Below are 17,942 nucleotides of genomic sequence, written 5' to 3'. Positions count from 1 at the left end.
GCCGTCCCCCACAGGGTGGAGCCCCGTCGTCGCGCCTGCGCGGACCCCTCCGGGGCCCACTCGGCGCGACCGCGCGGAGGCTAGACGGCGGCGCGGCGACGGCGGCGCAGCGACAGCTCGTCGTCGGCAGCGGCCATGGGCGCGCCGTCGAGGCGCTCGGCCGGCAGCTCGGCGAGCTCACCGGAGAGCTCGCGCAGCGCACCGGAGACGGCGATGCCGAAGACGCCCTGCCCGCCGGCGAGCAGGTCGACGACCTCCTCCGCGGAGGTGCACTCGTAGACCGTGGCACCGTCGGAGAACAGCGTGACGTTGGCGAGGTCCCTGATGCCGCGGTTGCGCAGGTGGTCGACGGCCTTGCGGATGTTCTGCAGCGAGACGCCGGTGTCCAGCAGTCGCTTGACGACCTTGAGGACCAGGATGTCGCGGAAGGAGTACAGCCGCTGCGTACCCGAGCCGGTGGCGCTGCGGACCGAGGGCGCGACCAGGCCGGTACGGGCCCAGTAGTCGAGCTGCCGGTAGGTGATGCCGGCTGCCGCACAGGCCGTGGGACCGCGGTAGCCGACGAGGTCGGTGTCCACCTCGTCGTAGGCAGGGGCGCCGACCGCGGCGTCGCTGAACAGCTGACCCTGGGAGCTCAGGTCCTCGTCGCTCACGTCAGCGTCCTCCTCTGTCCCGGACCGCTCGCGCGGTCCGGTCGACGGCTTTCTCCCTGTGCTCCGCCCGCGACGGGCCTCGCATGTCGGCGGGACTCGCGCCCGCTGACCTCAGGTGTCACACCGTTGTTGTTCGCCGACCGTAAGCCGGGCCCGGTGGTCGGTCAACTGAGCAGGGCGGCGTGTCGCCCCGCTCATCATTTCGAGTGGAGTGCCGCCCGGCCCTGCCGAAAGTCTCCTCTGGCCGGGTTCAGGCGGGTCCGCCGGAGCCGCCGCCCGAACCCGAACCGGCGCCGAAGTCCTCCGGGGAGATCTGGTCGAGGAACTCGCGGAACTTCTCGACCTCGTCCTCCTGCTCGTCGGGGATCTCGATGCCCACCTCGTCGAGCAGGTCGTCCGCGCCGAAGATCGGTGCCCCGGTGCGCACGGCCAGCGCCACCGCGTCCGACGGGCGGGCGCTGACCACCCGCTCCTCCCCCAGGACGAGCTCGGCGATGTAGATGCCGTCGCGCATCTCGGTGATGTTGACCGCCTCGAGCTCGGCTCCCAGCGCGGTGATCACCTCGCGGAGGAGGTCGTGGGTCATGGGGCGGGCGGGCCGCACACCCTGCTGCTCGAAGGCGATCGCCGCGGCCTCGACCGCGCCGATCCAGATCGGCAGGTAGCGCTCCCCCTGCGTCTCCTTGAGCAGGAGGATCGGCTGGTTGCCCGGCAGCTCGACGCGGACACCGACGACTCGAAGCTCCTGCACGGTACGGCTCCCTCGGCTGCGGCCCCGGCGACCGTCCCGGGAGGCGGTCGGGCGGGGCGATGTCTGGTCGGATGCGGGCGGCGGGCGCCGGGACGGCGACAGGTTCACCGTACGCCCGGAGTCAGGGGCGCAGCAGGTCCCGGAGCCGAGCCTCGAGCAGTGCGGTGTGCAGCTGGGCGGACAGGCCGGCCAGCTCCCGCAGCTTCTCGGTCGCGCGGGTCCGCGCCTCCTCCGAGCGTGCCCGCAGGACCGGCGCCACGAGCTGCTCGACCAGCCCGGCCTCCCGCTCCACGCCGCTGCGGTAGACCCGCAGGTGCCGCGGCTCGATCCCGTGGCGGGCCAGTCCGGCCGCCGCGCGGGCGACGGCGAGGTCGGCTACCGGGTGCCGGCCCTCGGCGTCGGTGGCCAGGAGACCGAACTGCACGCAGTCGGCGAGCTGCTCGGGTTCCAGTCCCGCGGCCCGCGCGAACTGCTCGGGGGTCAGCGGGGTCTCGGTCCCGCCCTCCGGTGCGGGCGGGGGCACGGCAGCCGGGCCGCCGGTCCCCGGGACCGGCTCGCCCCGGTCGAGCGCCTCGAGGTGCTCCTTGATGACCTTCAGCGGGAGGTAGTGGTCGCGCTGGGCCGCGAGCACGTACCGCAGCCGGCTCACGTCGGCCCGGGAGAACTTGCGGTAGCCCGAGGGGGTGCGCTGCGGGTGGACGAGGTCCTCGGACTCGAGATAGCGGATCTTGCTGATGGTCACGTCGGGGAAGTCGTCGCGCAGCACAGCCAGCACCTCGCCGATGGTCAGCCGAGGCGTGTGCTGGTCGACGGCGTCCCCGAGCGCGCTCTCGCGCTCGGGCACCGCGGTCATGCCTCCTTCACGCCGGCGCGTGCACGGCACGCGCCACCATCAGCGAGCGGCCGGCTCGCCGGTGCGCGGACCGGTCAGGTAGACGAGGCGGAACTTCCCGATCTGCACCTCGTCGCCTCCGGCGAGGGAGGCGACGTCGACCGGCTCGCGGTTGACGTAGGTGCCGTTGAGGCTGCCGACGTCGTGCACCGAGAAGCCGCCACCCTCGCGGTGGAACTCCACGTGCCGGCGGCTGACGGTCACGTCGTCGAGGAAGATGTCGCTGTCGGGGTGGCGTCCGGCGGTGGTGACGTCCTGGTCGAGCAGGAACCGGCTGCCGGCGTTCGGGCCACGCTTGACCACCAGCAGCGCCGACCCGGCCGGCAGGGACTCGACGGCCCCGGCGTGCGCGTCGGCCGCGGCCTCGGCGACCTCCGGCTGGTCCCCGGAGTCCTCGCCCCCCACCTTGGGGATCACGCTGGTCGACTCACCGACCCGCTCCGGGGAGAGCGCCGAGCCGCACTGCGCGCAGAAGCGACTGCCCTCGGGGTTCTCGTGTCCACATCGAGTGCAGTGCACGTTGCGTCTCCTCCGGTGCGAGGGGCGTCGCCGCGAGCCTTGACGGGCCGCGGGCGGCCGGCTGACGACGGACCGGACGGCCCGTCGAGTGTCGGCCACCGCGGGTGCGGCGGGCCGTGGTCATGGAACCAGCGGTGGACCCGAGGGTCAACCACGCGTGCAGGGTCAGGGACGAGAGTTCCGCGATGGGCAGAAGCGGACCCCGTGTCCTGTCGTGATCATAGTGAGCGGCGTCGTCGACAGCCTGTCAGGCAGGGCCGTCACGAACCCGCCACGAGCGCCTGGTAGGCGTCGGCGTCGAGCAGCTGGCCGATCGGGTCGCCGCCCTCGGCCGGCACGCTGATGTCGACCAGCCAGCCGGAACCGTAGGGATCGGCGTTGACCGTCTCCGGTGCGTCCGTCAGCGCCTCGTTCACGGCGGCCACGACCCCCGCCACCGGTGCGTAGACGTCGGACACCGACTTGGTGGACTCGACCTCGCCGATCGGCGTCCCGGGCGTCACCTCGTCGCCCACGGCGGGCAATTGCACGAAGACGATGTCCCCGAGCGCGTCCTGCGCGTGGTCGGTGATGCCGACGCGGACGACCGTCGACGTGCCGTCGGTGCCCTGCACCAGCGCCCATTCGTGCTGGTCGGTGTAGCGGCGGTCATCAGGCGTGCTCATACGGAGAGTCTCCATGGTGGTGACGGCCTCCCTGCAGGGGCCCGCCGCGAGCGTGCGAGTGGCGGGGGGGGCAGGGAGGTCCTTCATCAGTCGTCGACGTCCGGCGCAGCGTATTGAGCCTCGGGCAGGGGCCGCAACGCGTCGACGACGAGATCGGGCACCTGCTCGACGACCACCGAGCCGCCCCGGCCGGCGACGTGCTGCACCACTCCCCCGGGGATGTTGAGGGCCGTCTCGATGTTCTGCGGCGAGCCGAGCACCAGGAACTCGTAGGGGGCCGTGATCGGCCGGCCGTCCACGAGCAGTTCGCCCTGCGTGCCCGTGACCGCCGTCGTGAGGCCGACGCGGACACCGTCGATCTGCATCGTCTCGGCGCCGGCGCCGCGCAGCTCCTGGATCACGTCGAGCAGGTCGGCGACCCGCAGCTCCCCGTCGGGATCCCGCACGGTCATGCGCAGACCCGGACCCTGGGCGGCGTCGGTCCCGTTGAGGACGCCGAGCGACGCCGCCCGGTCCCTGGCCTCCTGGAGCGCCGAGGCCGACCGGCTGTCGGAGCTGGTGAGCTCGCGCAGGGCGGCGCGCTGGTCGGCGATCTGCTGGCGGAGCCGGGCGCCCTGGGAGCTGACCTCGTCGAGAATGCGCACGAGGTCCTCCTCGCGCGCCCCGGCCAGCAGCTGGTCGTCGTCGGCGTTGCGCACCTGGACGGTGAAGGCGAAGCCGAGCAGCAGGGTGAGCACGCCGATCAGGGCGGCCGCGAGCGGGTCGCGGCGCCGCGGTCCAGGCGCAGCGGCCCCGACCTCGGGCGCGGCGGCCCCAACCTCGGGCGCGGCGGCCGGGTCGCCCTCGTCCGACGGCCGGGTGTCCTCCGACGGCCGGGTGCCCTCCGGCGGCCCGGTGTCCTCCGGCGGCATGGTCATGCGCGGAAGACGTGCCGGCGGATGGCCGCGGCGTTGCCGAAGATGCGGATGCCGAGGACGACGACGACGGCGGTGGACAGCTGCGCCCCCACGCCGAGCTGGTCACCGAGGAAGACGATGAGGGCCGCGACGACGACGTTCGAGACGAACGAGATGACGAAGACCTTGGCGTCGAAGATGCCGTCGAGCCGGGCGCGCAGACCGCCGAAGACCGCGTCGAGGGCGGCGACCACCGCGATCGGCAGGTACGGCTGGAGGCCCAGCGGCACGGTGGGATCGAACAGCAGACCGAGCAGGACTCCGGCTACCAGGCCGAGGATGGGGATCACGGGTCAGTCTCCGGGAGCGGGGTCGGACGGCAGGACGGGGTCCTCGTCGGTGACCGGCTGGGCCGAGCGCAGCTCAGGGGTGGTCGCGGCGGGAAGGGTCAGCTCGTCCTTCCGCGAGAAGTCGAACCGGAGCCCGAAGGACTCCGAGACGAGGGCGAGGGCACGCACCTCGGGGCTGGCCAGGAAGGCGCCGGACAGGGTGTCGGGGGCACCGATCGCGCGCACCTCGTAGGGGTTCGTGACCGGGCGGAAGTCGACCAGGACGGCCTCGCCGGCGAACCGGATGGCGCTGGTCGGGCCCAGCCGCTGGCCGTTGATGCTGATCGCCTCCGCGCCGGCGGCCCAGAGCGCGTTCACCACCTGCTGCAGGTCGCCGTCCCGCACGCGGCCGCGGGGGTCGGCCTCGGTGCCGCCGCCGACGGGGTCGTCGTCGGCGTTCGGCGCGGCGTTGGCGAGCGTGACGAGCAGACCCGGGCCGGTGACCGGCACCGCGGCCGCGGCCTCCTCGGCACGGGCGAGCGCATCCAGCGCCCGCTGGCCGGTGGTGGAGGAGGCCAGCAGCTCGTCGCGGGCGACGGTGACCTCGGCGCCCAGCTCCTCGAGCTCGGCGGCGAGCTCGTCGCTGACCTCGGACTCGGCCCGGATGTCGGCGACCAGGGCCTCGCGGATCTCCTGCCGCCCTTGCACGCGCGCGGCGGCCAGGTCGTAGGTCACGGCAGCGAGGAGACCGGCGACCACCATCGTGAGCGCGACCAGCACCCGCCCCTTCCACCGTCGCCGGGGAGCGCTGTCGGTCGCGGCCGCCCGGGCCTGCGCGGCCTGGACGTAGGCGGGATCGAGGGTCTCGGCGAGCACGTCGTCGAGCAGCGAGGCACCCAGCGACCGTGGGCCCCCGCCCGGGGGCTGTTCGCTCACCGCACCGGGCCGACCGTGGAGGCGGCCCGCTCTGCCCGCACGATGCCCAGCACCTGGACGACGTAGAGGATGCCGGCCAGCAGGTAGAGAGCGGTGCCCCAGATGGTGAACGCCCAGGCGAAGGGTTCGATCGCCGTGGCCAGCCAGCCGCTTCCGTCGGCCAGCAGCAGTCCGGGGAAGGCGTAGAGCAGCAGGAACGTGGCGGCCTTGCCGAGGTAGTGCACCTGCAGCGGCGGGTAGCCGTGGTGGCGCAGGACCAGGAGCATGACGCCGAGGACGAGCTCGCGCCCGACCAGCAGCGCGACCAGCCAGACGGGCGCGATGTCGCGCAGCGCGAGGGCCACCAGCGTGCAGACGATGTAGAGCCGGTCGGCCGCCGGGTCGAGCAGGGCCCCCAGCCGGCTGCTCTGGTCCAGCCAGCGGGCGAGCTTGCCGTCGGCCCAGTCGGTGATGCCCGAGATCATCAGGACGATCACCGCCCAGCCGTCGGCCTCCGGGCCCAGCAGCAGCCAGAGGAACAGCGGCACGCCCAGCAGGCGGAGCACCGACAGCGCGTTGGGGACCGTCCAGATCCGGTCGGGCAGGTCGTCGCGCCCGACGAAGTCGGGCCTGCCCGACGCCGTCGCCTCGGCCGACGGCCCGTTCGACGACGTCACGATCCCTCCAGCCCGCTGATCACCTGGGCCGAGGCTAGTCGAAGGACCCCGTCCTCCTCACCGCTCGAAGGCTCGCGGCGAGCCTCAGGCGGGGACCGAGACGCTGGCGGGCGCCGGCTCGTGGCCCAGCGGGCGGCGATCGAAGGAACCCGTGCCGTGGGTGATCGAGCGCAGCGCGCCCGGATAGGTGAGCAGCTCCGCCTCGGGCACCTCGGCGCGGACCGTCGTCCGGTCGCGACCGGTGTCGGCCTCGGTGCCGGTCACCCGGGCCCGTCGGGAGGACAGGTCGCTCATCACCGGTCCCACGTACTCGGCCGGCACCTGCACGGCGACCTCGCACCACGGCTCCAGGACGCGGGTGCCCGCCGCGGCGGCGAGCTCGCGCAGGGCCAGGGCCCCGGCCGCCTGGAAGGCGGCGTCGGAGGAGTCCACGGAGTGCGCCTTGCCGTCGACGAGGGTGACGTGGACGTCGACCACGGACCGGTCCCCGCTGATGCCCCGCTGGGCCTGCGCCCTGATGCCCTTCTCCACGCTGCCGTGGAACTGGCTCGGCACCGTGCCGCCCACGATGCGCTGCTCGAAGACGATGCCGCTCCCGGGCGGGCCCGGCTCCCCCTCCACCACGACGACGGCGTACTGCCCGTGTCCGCCGGACTGCTTGACGTGGCGGGCGGTGACCTGAGCGGGGCCGGCCAGCGTCTCCACGAGCGGCACCCGTACCGGGACAGGGACGACGGTGACGCCGTGCCGGGTGCGCAGTCGCTCCAGCAGCACCTCCGCATGCGCGTCCCCGACGCACCAGAGCAGCAGCTGCCCGGTCTCCCCACGGCGTTCCAGCCGCACGGTGGGGTCCTCGGCGACCAGCCGGGACAGCGCCGTGGCCAGGCGGTCGTCGTCCGACCGGGACGCCGCTTCCACGGCCACCGGGAGCTGCGGCGTGGGCAGCTCCCACGGCGGCACCAGCCGGGGGTCGTCGGGCGAGGAGAGCGTGTCGCCCGACTCGGCGCTGGTCAGCCGGGCGATGGCGCAGATGTCGCCGGCCGGGCACGCCGCCACCGGCCGCAGGGTCGGCCCGAGCGGGGCGCTGACCGCGCCGATCCGCTCGTCGACGTCGTGGTCGGGGTGGCCGCGGTCGGCCAGCCCGTGCCCGGAGACGTGGACGGCGACGTCGGGCTGCAGCGTGCCGGAGAAGACGCGGACCAGGGACACCCGCCCGACGTAGGGGTCGGTCGTCGTCTTGACCACCTCCGCCACGAGCGGCCCGTCCGGGTCGCAGGCCAGCGGCGGTGCCGGCGAGCCGTCCGGCCGGGTCACGGGCGGGCAGCCGTGCTCCCGCGGGCTGGGGAAGCCGGCGACGATCAGTTCCAGCAGGTCGGCGATGCCGACCCCGGTCAGCGGCGCGGCCAGGAGCACCGGGTGGAAGTGCGCGCGGGCGACGGCGGTCTCGAGGTCGGCGATCAGGTCGGCCTGGACCAGCAGGTCACCGGCGAGGTAGCGCTCCATCAGCGCCTCGTCCTCGCTCTCGCCGATGATGCCCTCGATCAGCTCGGACCGGAGCCGGTCGGCCTCGTCGTCCGCCGGCCCGGGCGCGGCCGCCGGATCGAGCAGCGAGGCGAGGCCACGCACCGAGCCGTCGGGGCCGCGGTCGGCCAGGTGCACGGGGAACACCCCGTCGCCGAGCAGCATCTGGCACAACCGCACCGCCTCCCCGACGTCGGCGCGCGGCTTGTCCAGCTGCGTGATCACCACCGCCCGCGGCATCCCGACGGCCGCGCACTCCTCCCAGAGCTGGACCGTGGTGGCGTCCACCCCGTTGACGGCGGAGACGACGAACAGGGCCGCGTCGGCGGCCCGCAGCCCGGCGCGGAGTTCCCCGACGAAGTCCGGCGAACCGGGGGTGTCGAGCAGGGTGATCCGGTGGTCGGCGTGCTCGACCGTCGCCACGCCCAACGAGACCGAGCGCCGCTGACGGATCTCGACGTCCTCGGTGTCCAGGCAGGTGGTGCCGTCCTCGACCCGACCGGGACGGGGCACGGCCCCGGTGGCGACGAGCAGCGCTTCGGCGAGAGTGGTCTTGCCCGCCCCCGAGTGGCCGACCAGGGCGACGTTGCGCACCCGCTCCGCCGGTCGCGGGGCCGGTGCGGGAGACGCTTCTTTCGCCATCTACCCGGCTCAGCTCTGCGAGCCCGCGGCGTGGAGCACCGTGACGGTGCCTCCAGGGAAGAACAGGCCCACATGACCGTCGGCCTCCCAGCGCACGCGGTACGGCGGTCCCCCGCCGGGTTCGTGGCACTCGACGACCTCGCCGATGCGGTCGGGCTCCCCCTGGTGGGTGGAGCGGACGACGATGCGGTCCCCCACGTGCGCTTCCATGGCGACCTCCTGCGGGGCGGAACTGTGGTCTGAGTCACAGCCTGCCGCGCCGCACCGGCTCGATCAAGGGCCCTCGGCCCGGATCGGGCGCACGGCCCGCCCCGCCATGGTCCGCAGCCCGCGCCGGTGCATCCACCAGCCCACGGCTGTCAGGAGGACGCCGGAGGCCAGGAAGGCGATGTCCCAGCTCAGCGGCGCGCCCAGATCGTCACGGACGTGATGGACACCGAGGATCTGGTGATCGATCAGCCCCTCGACGAGGTTGAAGACTCCCCACCCGGCGAGCACCAGCCCGGCGTGAAAGCTCCAGCTCGGGGCGACCCGGCCCTGCCGCCAGGCGAGCAGCATCGTGACCATCCCGGCCACGGCGGCGGCCCACGTCCCCAGGTGGAAGAACCCGTCCGCGACGGTATTGGCCTCGAGCCCGGCCAGCGTGCGTGGGCTGCGCCCCTCGACGGCGCTGGTCATGTGGTGCCACTGCAGGATCTGGTGCAGCACGATGCCGTCGACGAAGCCGCCGAACCCGATGCCGTAGAGCAGCCCGGCCGCCCGCGAGGGAAGCCGCTCCCCCACCGCTGTGCCTGCCGTCGTCGCCACGACCCACCGCTACCCCACCGGCAGGGCGCGCACCCGCGCGCGCATGCTGTGCCCATGAGCACCGTCGACCACGCCGCCGGCCGCGAGCAGAGCACCGGGGTGGCACACGCCGTCCTCGCATCCACCGCGGATCTGCCGGCGCCCTGGGCCGCGATCTGCGGTGTGTCGGTCGACGTGGTCCAGGGGAAGTGGAACGGCCCACGCGGTCTCGGTTCGTCCGCCCCCTGCCCTGAGTGCCGGCGCATCGCCGAGTCCTGAGCCGGTTCCCCGGCGCTCCGGCGCGGAGTCTTCCGGTCATCCGTTCGGACGCTGCTGTTGGGGATAACGGTCGTCGCCGGATCGTCGCGTCGTCGTGCGCGGGCGCGGCGTGGCTGCGCCTCGAATGGCGCGCGTGCGCACACCGCCCATGACGGAGGCCCGAACCCACGATCCGTGGGTCCGGGCCTCCGGGATGCCCTGGGACATCACGCTGTCGGGCTGACAGGATTTGAACCTGCGACCCCTTGACCCCCAGTCAAGTGCGCTACCAAGCTGCGCTACAGCCCGCGTGCCGTCCGCCTCGCCGGTTCTCCGGCAGCGCGACGACCGCCCCGGAAGGTTACCGCACCCCCGCCGACCATCCGGCGACCCCCGCTCAGTTCCGCGCGACCGCGGAGTCGAACCCGGTGACAGCTGACGACGGCGGTGCCAGCCTCTTCCGCACGGGCCGTCGCCATCCTCCTCGACCAGGGCACCGAGGTGCCGGAGGGACTGCGTCATGGGCAGGACGTACGCATCCACAGTCAGCCACCGTCGATTCAAGTGGGTCATCCTCGTCTTCTGGCTGGTGCTCGCCGCCGCCTCGGGACCGCTGGCCGGGGGGCTCACCGACGAGCAGGACAACGAGATCTCGTCGTGGCTGCCCGCGGACGCCGAGTCGACGAGGGCGCTCGAGCAGCAGGCCGCACTGGGCTCCGATCCGGACCTGATCCCGGCCGTGGTGGTCTACGAGCGGGAGGACGGCCTCACCGCCGCCGACCTCGCCGCCATCGAGGACGACCGCGCGCAGTTCGACGGGATCGACGCGCTCTCCGGCGAGGTCACCGGCCCGATCCCGTCCGAGGACGGGCAGGCCGCGCAGCTCGTGGTGCCGCTGGACATGGGTGACGGGGGCTGGGAGGCGATCGCCCCGCTGGTCGACGACATGCGGGACGTCGCCACCGACGGTCCCGCCGGCCTGGAGACCTGGATCACCGGCCCGGCCGGCAACGCCGCCGACTCCTCCGAGGCGTTCGAGGGCATCGACGGTGCGCTGCTGTTCGCCGCTCTGGGCGTGGTCATCCTCATCCTGCTGCTCACCTACCGCAGCCCGGTCCTGTGGATCCTGCCGATCTTCTCCGCGGTCGTCGCGCTGTTCTGCTCGCAGGCGCTGATCACCCTGCTCGCCCGCCACGCCGATCTCACCGTCAACGCGCAGAGCGCCAGCATCCTGACCGTCCTGGTCATCGGGGCCGGGACGGACTACGCACTGCTGCTGGTCGCCCGCTACCGCGAGGAGCTGCGACTGCACGGAGACCGGCACGAGGCGATGACCGAGGCCGTCCACCGGGCGGGTCCGGCAGTGCTGGCCAGCGGGAGCACGGTCATCCTCGGCATGCTCTGCCTCGTCTTCGCGACGATGAACTCCACCGCCGGGCTGGGCCCGGTGGCGGCGATCGGCGTCGGCGTGAGCCTCGTCGTCCTCATGACGCTGCTGCCCGCGATGCTGGTCATCTGCGGCCGCTGGGTGTTCTGGCCCGTGCGCCCGAAGTTCGGCAGCCCGGAACCCAGCGCCACCGGCTTCTGGGCTCGCGTGGGAGGCCTGATCAGGCCCCGTCCGCGCGCGGTGTGGGTGGTCACCAGCCTGCTGCTCCTGGCGGCCTGCCTGGGCATGTTCGGGCTCAACGCCAAGGGTCTCAGCCAGGCCGACGGCTTCCGCGGCACCCCGGAGTCGATCACCGGCCAGGAGGTCGCCGCCCGGCACTTCCCGGCCACCGCCGGCAACCCGGTCTACGTCCTGGCCGGTGCAGCCGACGCCGACGAGGTCGCCGACGCGGTGACCGGCACCGAGGGCATCGGCGCGGTCGAGCCACCCGAGGTCACCGGCGACGCGGCGCTGATCGAGGCGGCGCTCGCCGACCCCGCGGACAGCCAGGCCGCCTACGACACCATCGACCGGCTGCGCGCCGGCCTGGACGACGTCGGGGACGGCGAGGCCCTGGTCGGCGGCAACACCGCCGTCAACCTCGACGTCCAGACCGCCTCGCAGCGCGACAACCGCGTGATCATCCCGCTGATCATGGTGGTGGTCCTGCTCGTGCTCGGCCTGCTCCTGCGGGCGGTCGTCGCACCGCTGATCCTCATCGCGACGGTGGTGCTGTCCTACGGCGCCGCGCTGGGTATCAGCGCGCTGATCTTCGACTGGACGCTCGGGGTCGGGACGACGGACAGCTCGTTCCCGCTGTTCGTGTTCGTGTTCCTCGTCGCCCTGGGCATCGACTACAACATCTTCCTCATGACCCGGGTGCGGGAGGAGGCGTTCGACCACGGCACCCGACGGGCGGCGGTGATCGGCCTCGGCGCGACCGGCGCCGTCATCACCTCGGCCGGTCTCGTGCTCGCCGCGACGTTCTCGGTGCTGGGCACGCTGCCGCTGACGTTCCTCACCCAGCTCGGCATCGCCGTCGCGCTGGGGGTGCTGCTGGACACGATCGTGGTGCGGTCGGTGCTGGTCACCGCGCTGAACCTCGACCTCGGCCGGTGGATGTGGTGGCCCAGCCGGCTCGCGCAGGTGCGGGACGAGCCCGACACGGCAGGAGGCGACGACGTCGTCCGGGTGCCCACGCCGCGGACCCGGCAGGACGCCCCGCAGGACGTCCGACCCACGAGTTGACCGCGGGGAGGGCCGGCACGCACCGGCCCTCCCCCTCAGCTCCGCTTGGCGTCCCTGTCCCGGCCCTCACGGACCTTGACCGAGATCTCGATCGGCGTGCCCGCGAAGCCCCACTGCTCGCGCAGCTTGCGCTGCAGGAAGCGCCGGTAGCCGGCCTCGAGGAAGCCGGTGGAGAACACCACGAACCGCGGCGGGCGCACGTCGGCCTGCGTCACGTACTTGATCTTGGGCGCGCGGCCACCCCGCGCGGGCGGCGGGGTCTCCTGCACCAGCGCCCGGACGAACTGGTTGAGCTCGGCGGTCGGCACCCGCTGCTCCCACGACGCCAGGGCGGCGCGCAGGTGATCGGCCAGCTTGCCGACGCCGCGGCCCGTGGTGGCGGAGATGTTCACCCGCGTCGCCCACTTCACGTGGTTGAGGTCGCGATCGATCTCGCGCTCGAGCTGGTCGTGCCGGTCCTCGTCGAGGGTGTCCCACTTGTTGAAGGCCAGGACCAAGGCGCGACCGGCCTCGACGACCTGGGTGATGACCCGCTGGTCCTGCTCGCTGATGACCTCGTCCGCGGCCAGCAGGACCACGCAGACCTCGGCGGCCTGGATGGCGGCCTCGGTGCGCAGGCTGGCGTAGTACTCCATGCCGCTGGCGGTGTTCACCTTGCGGCGCAGGCCGGCGGTGTCGACGAAGCGCCACTCCTCGCCGCCGATGGTGACGATCGAGTCGACCGGGTCGACGGTCGTCCCGGCGACGGAGTCGACCACGGAGCGCTCGTCCTTCGCCAGCCGGTTGAGCAGGCTGGACTTGCCGACGTTCGGCCGACCGACCAGGGCGACCCGGCGCGGACCCTCCTCGTGCTCCTGCTCGCGCGGTGCCTCGGGCATCGAGTCCAGGATCAGGTCGAGCAGGTCACCGCTGGACCGCCCGTGCAGTGCGCTGACCGGCTGCGGCTCCCCCATGCCGAGGCTCCACAGCTCGGCGACGTTCGCCTCGCTGCGCTCGTCGTCGACCTTGTTGGCCACCAGGATCACCGGGCGGTCGCTGCGGCGCAGGACGCGGGCGGCGGCCAGGTCGGTGTCGGTGGCACCCACCTGGCTGTCGACGACGAGGACGATGACGTCGGCGGTCCGCATCGCGTACTCGGCCTGGCGGGTGATCGACGCGCCGATGCCGGTGGCCCTCGGGTCCCATCCGCCGGTGTCCATGACGGTGAAGCGCTTGCCGTTCCACAGCGCCTCGTAGGAGATGCGGTCCCGGGTCACCCCCGGGGTGTCCTGGACGACGGCGGCCCGCCGTCCGAGGATGCGGTTGACCAGCGTGGACTTGCCGACGTTGGGTCGCCCGACGATCGCGACGACCGGCAGCGGCCCGGTCTGGCTCTCGGTCACGTGCGGTCCCCCGTCATGAGTGGCGCCTGGGCGAGCGCCACGATGTGGTCCACCACGTCCTGCTGGGTGAGGTCGCTGCTGTCCACGACGACGGCGTCGGCCGCCGGCCGCAGCGGGCTGTCGGCGCGGCTGCTGTCGTACTCGTCCCGGCGGCGCAGGTCCGCGGCCAGGTCGTCGATCGCCGCGGCGTCGGTGATCCCGAGCTGGCCGGCGCGCCGCTGCGCCCGGACCTCGGGGGCCGCGGTCAGGTAGATCTTGAGCGTGGCGTCGGGAAGGACGACGGTGCCGATGTCGCGGCCCTCGACGACGACGGCCTCGGCGCCGGCCACGAGTGCGCGCTGCTGGTCCACCAGCCGGCGACGGACGGCGGGGACTGCGGAGACCGCGGAGACCGCCCGGGTCACCTCGGCGCTCCGGATGCGGACGGCGACGTCGACCCCGTCGACCTCGACGCGCTCGGTACCGGCCTCGGTCCCCACCTCGATGCGGGCTCCGGCCACGATCCGCTCGACCGCCGCGGCGTCCTCGGGATCGGCTCCCGCGTCCAGGACCGCGACGGTCGCGGCGCGGTACATCGCACCGGTGTCGAGGTAGGCGGCGTCCAGCGCGACGGCCACGCCGCGGGCGACGCTCGACTTGCCGGTGCCCGACGGGCCGTCGAGCGTGACCGCCCCGCGGAAGGGGTTCCGCCGGTTCACTGGGCGATGTCCCGGCGCAGAGCCGCGGCACCGCGGAGGTACACGTGCTGGATCTCGGCTCGCGGCCGCATCGTCTCCACGTGCGCCATGAGCCGCAGCACCCGCGGCAGCGCGTGCGGAACGGCGATCTCGGTGGCGCACATCAGCGGCACGTCGCCCATGCCGAGCTCGCGGGCGGCGAGGGCCGGGAACTCCGACACCAGGTCGGGCGTGGCGGTGAACAGGACGCTGATGACGTCGTCGTGCGCCAGGGCGTTGCGCTCCAGCACGGCGCTCACCAGCTCGCGGGTCGCCTCGAGCACCTGCTCCCGGTCGTCGGCGTCGACCTGCGTCGCGCCCCGGATGGCTCGGACGGCCATGCACACTCCTCGTTCGTCGCGGCATCCGCATCACGGAGCCTGCGCAAGTCTAGATAAGGGACCCTTCTGCCCCCGGCCCCTGCAGGAGGGCCGCCGCTACAGGCCGACGAGCTCCTCGAGCGCGCCGACCTCCTGGCGGGAGAGCTTGCGGATGGTGCCCGAGCGCATGGCCCGCAGCTCGACGGGCCCGACGGCGGTGCGGGTCAGCCGCGACACCGGCAGCTTCACCTCGGCCAGCAGCCGGCGCACGATGTGCTTGCGGCCCTCGTGCAGCACGACCTCGACCACCGACTGACCGGCGTGGGTGTCGACGACCCGGAACGAGTCGACCTTCACCGGCCCGTCGTCCAGGTCGATGCCGCCGCGCAGCCGCTTGGCCATGTCGCGGGGCACCGAGCCGGACACCTGGGCCAGATAGGTCTTGCGCACGCCGTACGACGGGTGCGCCAGCCGGTGGGCCAGCTCGCCGTCGGTGGTGAGCAGGAGCAGGCCCTCGGTGTCCTGGTCGAGCCGCCCCACGTGCACCAGCCCGGGCGCGAGGTCGCCGACCATGTCGCCGACGGTCGGCCGGTTGCGGTCGTCGCTCATGGCGGTGATCACGCCCGGCGGCTTGTTCAGCGCGTAGGTGATCCGGTCGTCGCGGATCTCCAGCCGGACGCCGTCCACGGCGATCTTGTCCACGTGGGCGTCGACCCGCATGCCCTGCACCCGCACCTGCGAGCCGTTCACGCTGATCCGCCCGGCGTCGATCATCTCCTCGACGACCCGCCGGGAGGCGACGCCGGCGCGGGCCAGCACCTTCTGCAGCCGCTCGCCCTGGCGGTCGGCGTCCCCGGGCTCCGGGGCCCGGTCGCTCGGGTGGACCGGCGCGAGCTCCATGTCCTCGGACCAGCCCTCGCCGGCTGCGGTGGTGCTCTCGTCGTTCGGTGTCGCAGCGCTCATCGCCGTCCAGTCTCCCACCGCTGTGCCACTCCCCCGACCGTCGCTACCCCTGAACAGGGGAACGACGAGCGCGCCGGGGTGGCCGATCGCACAGGTCCGGCGCCCGTTCGGCAGTACGGTCCGCGGACGAGCACCCACGAACCCGAAGGGACAGCCGTGCTGCGGTGGGCCTGTGCACTGGTGACGGCGGTGGCGTCGGCCGCCTGCTCGGGGGACGCCCCGTGCGCCGGGGCGGCGTCGACGGCGGACTGCGCGACGGCCGTGCGGTATCAGGACACCCTCTACGTCGAGGGCGGCACCTCCGCGCTGTCCGTCGAGCCGCTGGGCGGGGCCGACCTCGCCTCCTGCGACGACACGGGTCCGTCCGCACGAGGCGCCTGCTTCGCCGACGACCCGCCACAGGTGGCCGTCGCGCAGTTCCAGGGCCACGACCCCGCTGAGGTGCTGGCGGCCCGGATCAACGACACGACCGCGGTGCTGTTCGCCGAGGACGTCCCCGAGGACGTGCGGCGCGAGATCGCCCGCTCGGGGCTCGTCGAACCGGGCAGCGGCCCGTACACGGAGGACGCCTTCTCGGACTGACAGCGGGGAGCGGCCGCCTCAGCTGTCCGGGTGCTCCTCGAGCATCGTGGCGGTTTCCGGGAGCAGCGGCGCGAGCTCCGGCAGGTCGGCCAGGCCGGTGAGCCCGAGCCGCTCCAGGAACAGCGGCGTGGTCCCGTAGAGCCCTCCCCCGCTGTCGGGGTCGCTGCCGACCTCGTGCACGAGCCCGCGGCTGAGCAGCGTGCGCATGACGCCGTCGACGCCGACCCCGCGGATCGCGGCCACGCGCGCCCGGGTGACTGGCTGCCGGTAGGCGATGACCGCGAGGGTCTCCAGCGCTGCCTGGCTGAGCCGGCTGCGCTGGCCGTCGACCAGGAACCGCTCGACGACGGCGGCGTGCTCCTCGCGGGTGTAGAGGCGCCACCCCTCCCCCACCCGGCGCAGCGTGATCCCGGCCGAACGGGTGTCGTAGCCCTCGGCCAGCTCCGCCAGGCCGGTGCGCACCTGGTCGACGTCACAGCGCAGCGCCCCGGCGAGGGTGTCCTCGTCGACCGGGTCGTCCATCACGAACAGCAGCGCCTCCAGGCCGCCGCGCAGCTCCACCGGGTCGAGCGGCTCCAGCGGCTCCAAGACCGGTTCGGGCTCGCCCTCGGGCTCGGAGACCGACGGCGGCGCGGCCGCGACGTCGTCCTCGACCGGCACCGCCAGGACCGCGATCTCCTCCGCCGGGCGTTCGGAGACCCGGGCGGCCAGCTCCGCGGCGACGGCGTCCCACGCGACGGGGTCGGCGTCCCCCCGGCTCTCGGCCTCCTGCCGCGTGGCCTCGAGCTCGGCGGCGAGGGCGTCCCAGGAGATGGGCGCCCGCTCGTCGGTCGGCCGGTCCTGGTCGCTGGTCACCGGTACTCCTCGTCGATGTCGTGGTCCGGCTCGCCGTCGTCGTTCCCCGGTGGGGCGTCCCCGGTCGCGTCGCCGGTCGCGTCGCCCGGCAGCGCGCCGTCCACGTCCACCGGCCCGGGCAGGGCTCCCCCGGCCCAGCGCACGTGCAGCTCCCCCAGCGGGGTCAGCTGCTCGAAGGTCACCCGCTGCTGCCGGTACAGCTCCAGCAGTGCCAGGAACCGGGCCACCACCTCGAGGGTGTGCGAGCAGTCGGCGGTCAGCGCCCGGAACGAGACGGTGCCCGCCCGGGCGAGGTGGTTGCGCACGGCCATCAACTGCTCGCTGACGCTCACCGGCGGCGCGTGGAGGTGCGAGACGCTGACCACCTCGGGGGCCTTCGGTGCCAGCACGCGCGCGGCCAGCCGGGCGAACTCCTCCGGCCCGAGGTCGAGCACCACCTCCGGGACCAGGTCGGCGAACCGCGGCTCCGGCCCGACGACCCGCGGGAAGCGCCGGGCCGCCTCGCCCTCCCGCTCGCGCAGGAAGGCGGCGGCCTGCTTGTAGGCCTTGTACTGCAGCAAGCGGGCGAAGAGCAGGTCCCGGGCCTCGAGCAGCTCGAGGTCGTCCTCGTCGTCGACGTCGGCGGCCGGCAGCAGCCGCGCGGCCTTCAGGTCGAGCAGCGTGGAGGCCACCACGAGGAACTCGCTGGCCTGGTCGAGGTCGAGCTCGCCACCCAGTGCCCGCAGGTGCGCGATGAACTCGTCGGTGACCTGCGACAGCGCGATCTCGGTGACATCGAGCTTGTGCTTGCCGATGAGCTGCAGCAGCAGGTCGAACGGGCCCTCGAAGTTGGTCAGGCGGACCGTGAAGCGCGCGCTCGCCTGCACCTCCGTCACGACCGCAGCCTAAGGGTGGCTCTCCTGCAGGGTCCCGCCGCGAGCGTGCGAGTGGCGGGGGGCAGGAGGGT

The 17,942-nt window shown here is 73.6% G+C and carries 21 protein-coding genes and 1 tRNA gene; 3 read left to right on the top strand and 19 right to left on the bottom strand.

Annotated elements, in window-relative coordinates; genetic code table 11:
• Positions 1-80: 80 nt before the first annotated feature.
• From BN344_RS14395 to BN344_RS14340, 12 genes are all read right to left on the bottom strand, one after another.
• Positions 81-653, bottom strand: a complete 573-nt coding sequence (locus BN344_RS14395) for a MerR family transcriptional regulator (RefSeq protein ID WP_040339329.1) — start codon at positions 651-653, stop codon at positions 81-83.
• A 250-nt stretch (positions 654-903) separates the two neighbouring features.
• Positions 904-1,404 carry a bifunctional nuclease family protein gene (locus BN344_RS14390; protein WP_040339328.1) on the bottom strand — a complete coding sequence of 167 codons (501 nt, stop codon included), beginning with the start codon at positions 1,402-1,404 and terminating at the stop codon, positions 904-906.
• 121 nt (positions 1,405-1,525) lie between these two features.
• On the bottom strand, positions 1,526-2,257 hold the full coding sequence (ftsR, locus tag BN344_RS14385; RefSeq protein ID WP_040339327.1) for a transcriptional regulator FtsR: 732 nt from the start codon (positions 2,255-2,257) through the stop codon (positions 1,526-1,528).
• 39 nt (positions 2,258-2,296) lie between these two features.
• A complete protein-coding gene (gene odhI, locus BN344_RS14380; RefSeq protein WP_040339326.1) occupies positions 2,297-2,815 on the bottom strand; it encodes an oxoglutarate dehydrogenase inhibitor Odhl in 519 nt (172 codons plus the stop codon).
• Between the two features lie 260 nt (positions 2,816-3,075).
• Positions 3,076-3,480, bottom strand: coding sequence for a glycine cleavage system protein GcvH (gene gcvH / locus BN344_RS14375; protein WP_040339325.1), 405 nt, complete (start codon positions 3,478-3,480; stop codon positions 3,076-3,078).
• Between the two features lie 86 nt (positions 3,481-3,566).
• The gene (locus BN344_RS14370; protein WP_081788652.1) at positions 3,567-4,397 is read right to left on the bottom strand and encodes a DUF881 domain-containing protein; all 831 of its coding nucleotides are present in this window, start codon (positions 4,395-4,397) and stop codon (positions 3,567-3,569) included.
• Positions 4,394-4,726, bottom strand: coding sequence for a small basic family protein (locus BN344_RS14365; protein ID WP_040339324.1), 333 nt, complete (start codon positions 4,724-4,726; stop codon positions 4,394-4,396). The genes BN344_RS14370 and BN344_RS14365 overlap by 4 nt, the downstream gene beginning before the upstream one ends.
• Before the next feature lie 3 nt (positions 4,727-4,729).
• Positions 4,730-5,641, bottom strand: coding sequence for a DUF881 domain-containing protein (locus BN344_RS14360; protein WP_051515959.1), 912 nt, complete (start codon positions 5,639-5,641; stop codon positions 4,730-4,732).
• On the bottom strand, positions 5,638-6,297 hold the full coding sequence (locus tag BN344_RS14355) for a CDP-alcohol phosphatidyltransferase family protein (protein ID WP_081788651.1): 660 nt from the start codon (positions 6,295-6,297) through the stop codon (positions 5,638-5,640). The genes BN344_RS14360 and BN344_RS14355 overlap by 4 nt, the downstream gene beginning before the upstream one ends.
• An 84-nt stretch (positions 6,298-6,381) precedes the next feature.
• A complete protein-coding gene (locus BN344_RS14350) occupies positions 6,382-8,460 on the bottom strand; it encodes an elongation factor G-like protein EF-G2 (RefSeq protein WP_040339323.1) in 2,079 nt (692 codons plus the stop codon).
• A 9-nt stretch (positions 8,461-8,469) separates the two neighbouring features.
• Positions 8,470-8,670, bottom strand: a complete 201-nt coding sequence (locus BN344_RS14345; protein WP_040339322.1) for a DUF1918 domain-containing protein — start codon at positions 8,668-8,670, stop codon at positions 8,470-8,472.
• Between the two features lie 63 nt (positions 8,671-8,733).
• Complete coding sequence (locus tag BN344_RS14340) at positions 8,734-9,267, bottom strand: DUF2243 domain-containing protein (protein ID WP_040339321.1); 534 nt, start codon at positions 9,265-9,267, stop codon at positions 8,734-8,736.
• Positions 9,268-9,321: 54 nt separating this feature from the next.
• Here BN344_RS14340 and BN344_RS14335 point away from each other — a divergent pair, with 54 nt between their 5' ends.
• A complete protein-coding gene (locus BN344_RS14335) occupies positions 9,322-9,525 on the top strand; it encodes a hypothetical protein (protein WP_040339320.1) in 204 nt (67 codons plus the stop codon).
• A gap of 214 nt (positions 9,526-9,739) precedes the next feature.
• Here BN344_RS14335 and BN344_RS14330 read toward each other — a convergent pair.
• Positions 9,740-9,813: transfer RNA gene (locus BN344_RS14330), tRNA-Pro, on the bottom strand.
• Positions 9,814-10,024: 211 nt separating this feature from the next.
• Here BN344_RS14330 and BN344_RS14325 point away from each other — a divergent pair.
• Positions 10,025-12,178: an MMPL family transporter gene (locus BN344_RS14325; protein ID WP_051515958.1), complete on the top strand. Its 2,154-nt coding sequence runs from the start codon at positions 10,025-10,027 to the stop codon at positions 12,176-12,178.
• Between the two features lie 35 nt (positions 12,179-12,213).
• Here BN344_RS14325 and der read toward each other — a convergent pair whose 3' ends face one another.
• The 4 genes from der to BN344_RS14305 form a co-directional block, all read right to left on the bottom strand.
• Positions 12,214-13,560, bottom strand: coding sequence for a ribosome biogenesis GTPase Der (gene der, locus BN344_RS14320; protein WP_040339319.1), 1,347 nt, complete (start codon positions 13,558-13,560; stop codon positions 12,214-12,216).
• Complete coding sequence (gene cmk / locus BN344_RS14315; RefSeq protein ID WP_040339318.1) at positions 13,557-14,258, bottom strand: (d)CMP kinase; 702 nt, start codon at positions 14,256-14,258, stop codon at positions 13,557-13,559. The genes der and cmk overlap by 4 nt, the downstream gene beginning before the upstream one ends.
• Positions 14,255-14,617 (bottom strand): chorismate mutase, encoded by a 363-nt coding sequence (aroH, locus tag BN344_RS14310; RefSeq protein ID WP_040339317.1) that lies wholly within the window; start codon positions 14,615-14,617, stop codon positions 14,255-14,257. Before aroH ends, cmk begins: the two co-directional genes overlap by 4 nt.
• Before the next feature lie 96 nt (positions 14,618-14,713).
• Entirely contained in the window at positions 14,714-15,559 is an 846-nt protein-coding gene (locus BN344_RS14305) for a pseudouridine synthase (protein ID WP_081788650.1), read from the bottom strand.
• A 156-nt stretch (positions 15,560-15,715) separates the two neighbouring features.
• On the opposite strand from BN344_RS14305, the gene BN344_RS14300 reads away from it, so the two are divergent.
• Positions 15,716-16,141: a DUF6281 family protein gene (locus BN344_RS14300; RefSeq protein WP_040339316.1), complete on the top strand. Its 426-nt coding sequence runs from the start codon at positions 15,716-15,718 to the stop codon at positions 16,139-16,141.
• A gap of 18 nt (positions 16,142-16,159) precedes the next feature.
• On the opposite strand, the gene scpB is transcribed toward BN344_RS14300, so the two are convergent.
• Both scpB and BN344_RS14290 read right to left on the bottom strand, forming a co-directional pair.
• Positions 16,160-16,996, bottom strand: coding sequence for an SMC-Scp complex subunit ScpB (gene scpB / locus BN344_RS14295; RefSeq protein ID WP_040339315.1), 837 nt, complete (start codon positions 16,994-16,996; stop codon positions 16,160-16,162).
• Entirely contained in the window at positions 16,993-17,871 is an 879-nt protein-coding gene (locus BN344_RS14290) for a segregation and condensation protein A (protein WP_081788649.1), read from the bottom strand. Before BN344_RS14290 ends, scpB begins: the two co-directional genes overlap by 4 nt.
• Between the last annotated feature and the right edge of the window lie 71 nt (positions 17,872-17,942).

The organism is Candidatus Blastococcus massiliensis AP3 (genome assembly GCF_000582785.1).
GTDB classification, from domain to species: Bacteria; Actinomycetota; Actinomycetes; order Mycobacteriales; family Geodermatophilaceae; genus Blastococcus; species Blastococcus massiliensis.
Note: the sequence above shows the minus strand (reverse complement) of the source record. Positions and strands in the feature narration are given on the sequence as shown.

Bases quoted from the DNA above. Each gene is read 5' to 3' on its own strand.
- ftsR (WP_040339327.1), bottom strand. From the start codon at position 2,257: ATGACCGCGGTGCCCGAGCGCGAGAGCGCGCTCGGGGACGCCGTCGAC.
- gcvH (WP_040339325.1), bottom strand. From the start codon at position 3,480: ATGAGCACGCCTGATGACCGCCGCTACACCGACCAGCACGAATGGGCG.
- BN344_RS14370 (WP_081788652.1), bottom strand. From the start codon at position 4,397: ATGACCATGCCGCCGGAGGACACCGGGCCGCCGGAGGGCACCCGGCCG.
- BN344_RS14350 (WP_040339323.1), bottom strand. From the start codon at position 8,460: ATGGCGAAAGAAGCGTCTCCCGCACCGGCCCCGCGACCGGCGGAGCGG.
- BN344_RS14345 (WP_040339322.1), bottom strand. From the start codon at position 8,670: ATGGAAGCGCACGTGGGGGACCGCATCGTCGTCCGCTCCACCCACCAG.
- BN344_RS14335 (WP_040339320.1), top strand. From the start codon at position 9,322: ATGAGCACCGTCGACCACGCCGCCGGCCGCGAGCAGAGCACCGGGGTG.
- BN344_RS14325 (WP_051515958.1), top strand. From the start codon at position 10,025: ATGGGCAGGACGTACGCATCCACAGTCAGCCACCGTCGATTCAAGTGG.
- aroH (WP_040339317.1), bottom strand. From the start codon at position 14,617: ATGGCCGTCCGAGCCATCCGGGGCGCGACGCAGGTCGACGCCGACGAC.
- BN344_RS14305 (WP_081788650.1), bottom strand. From the start codon at position 15,559: ATGAGCGCTGCGACACCGAACGACGAGAGCACCACCGCAGCCGGCGAG.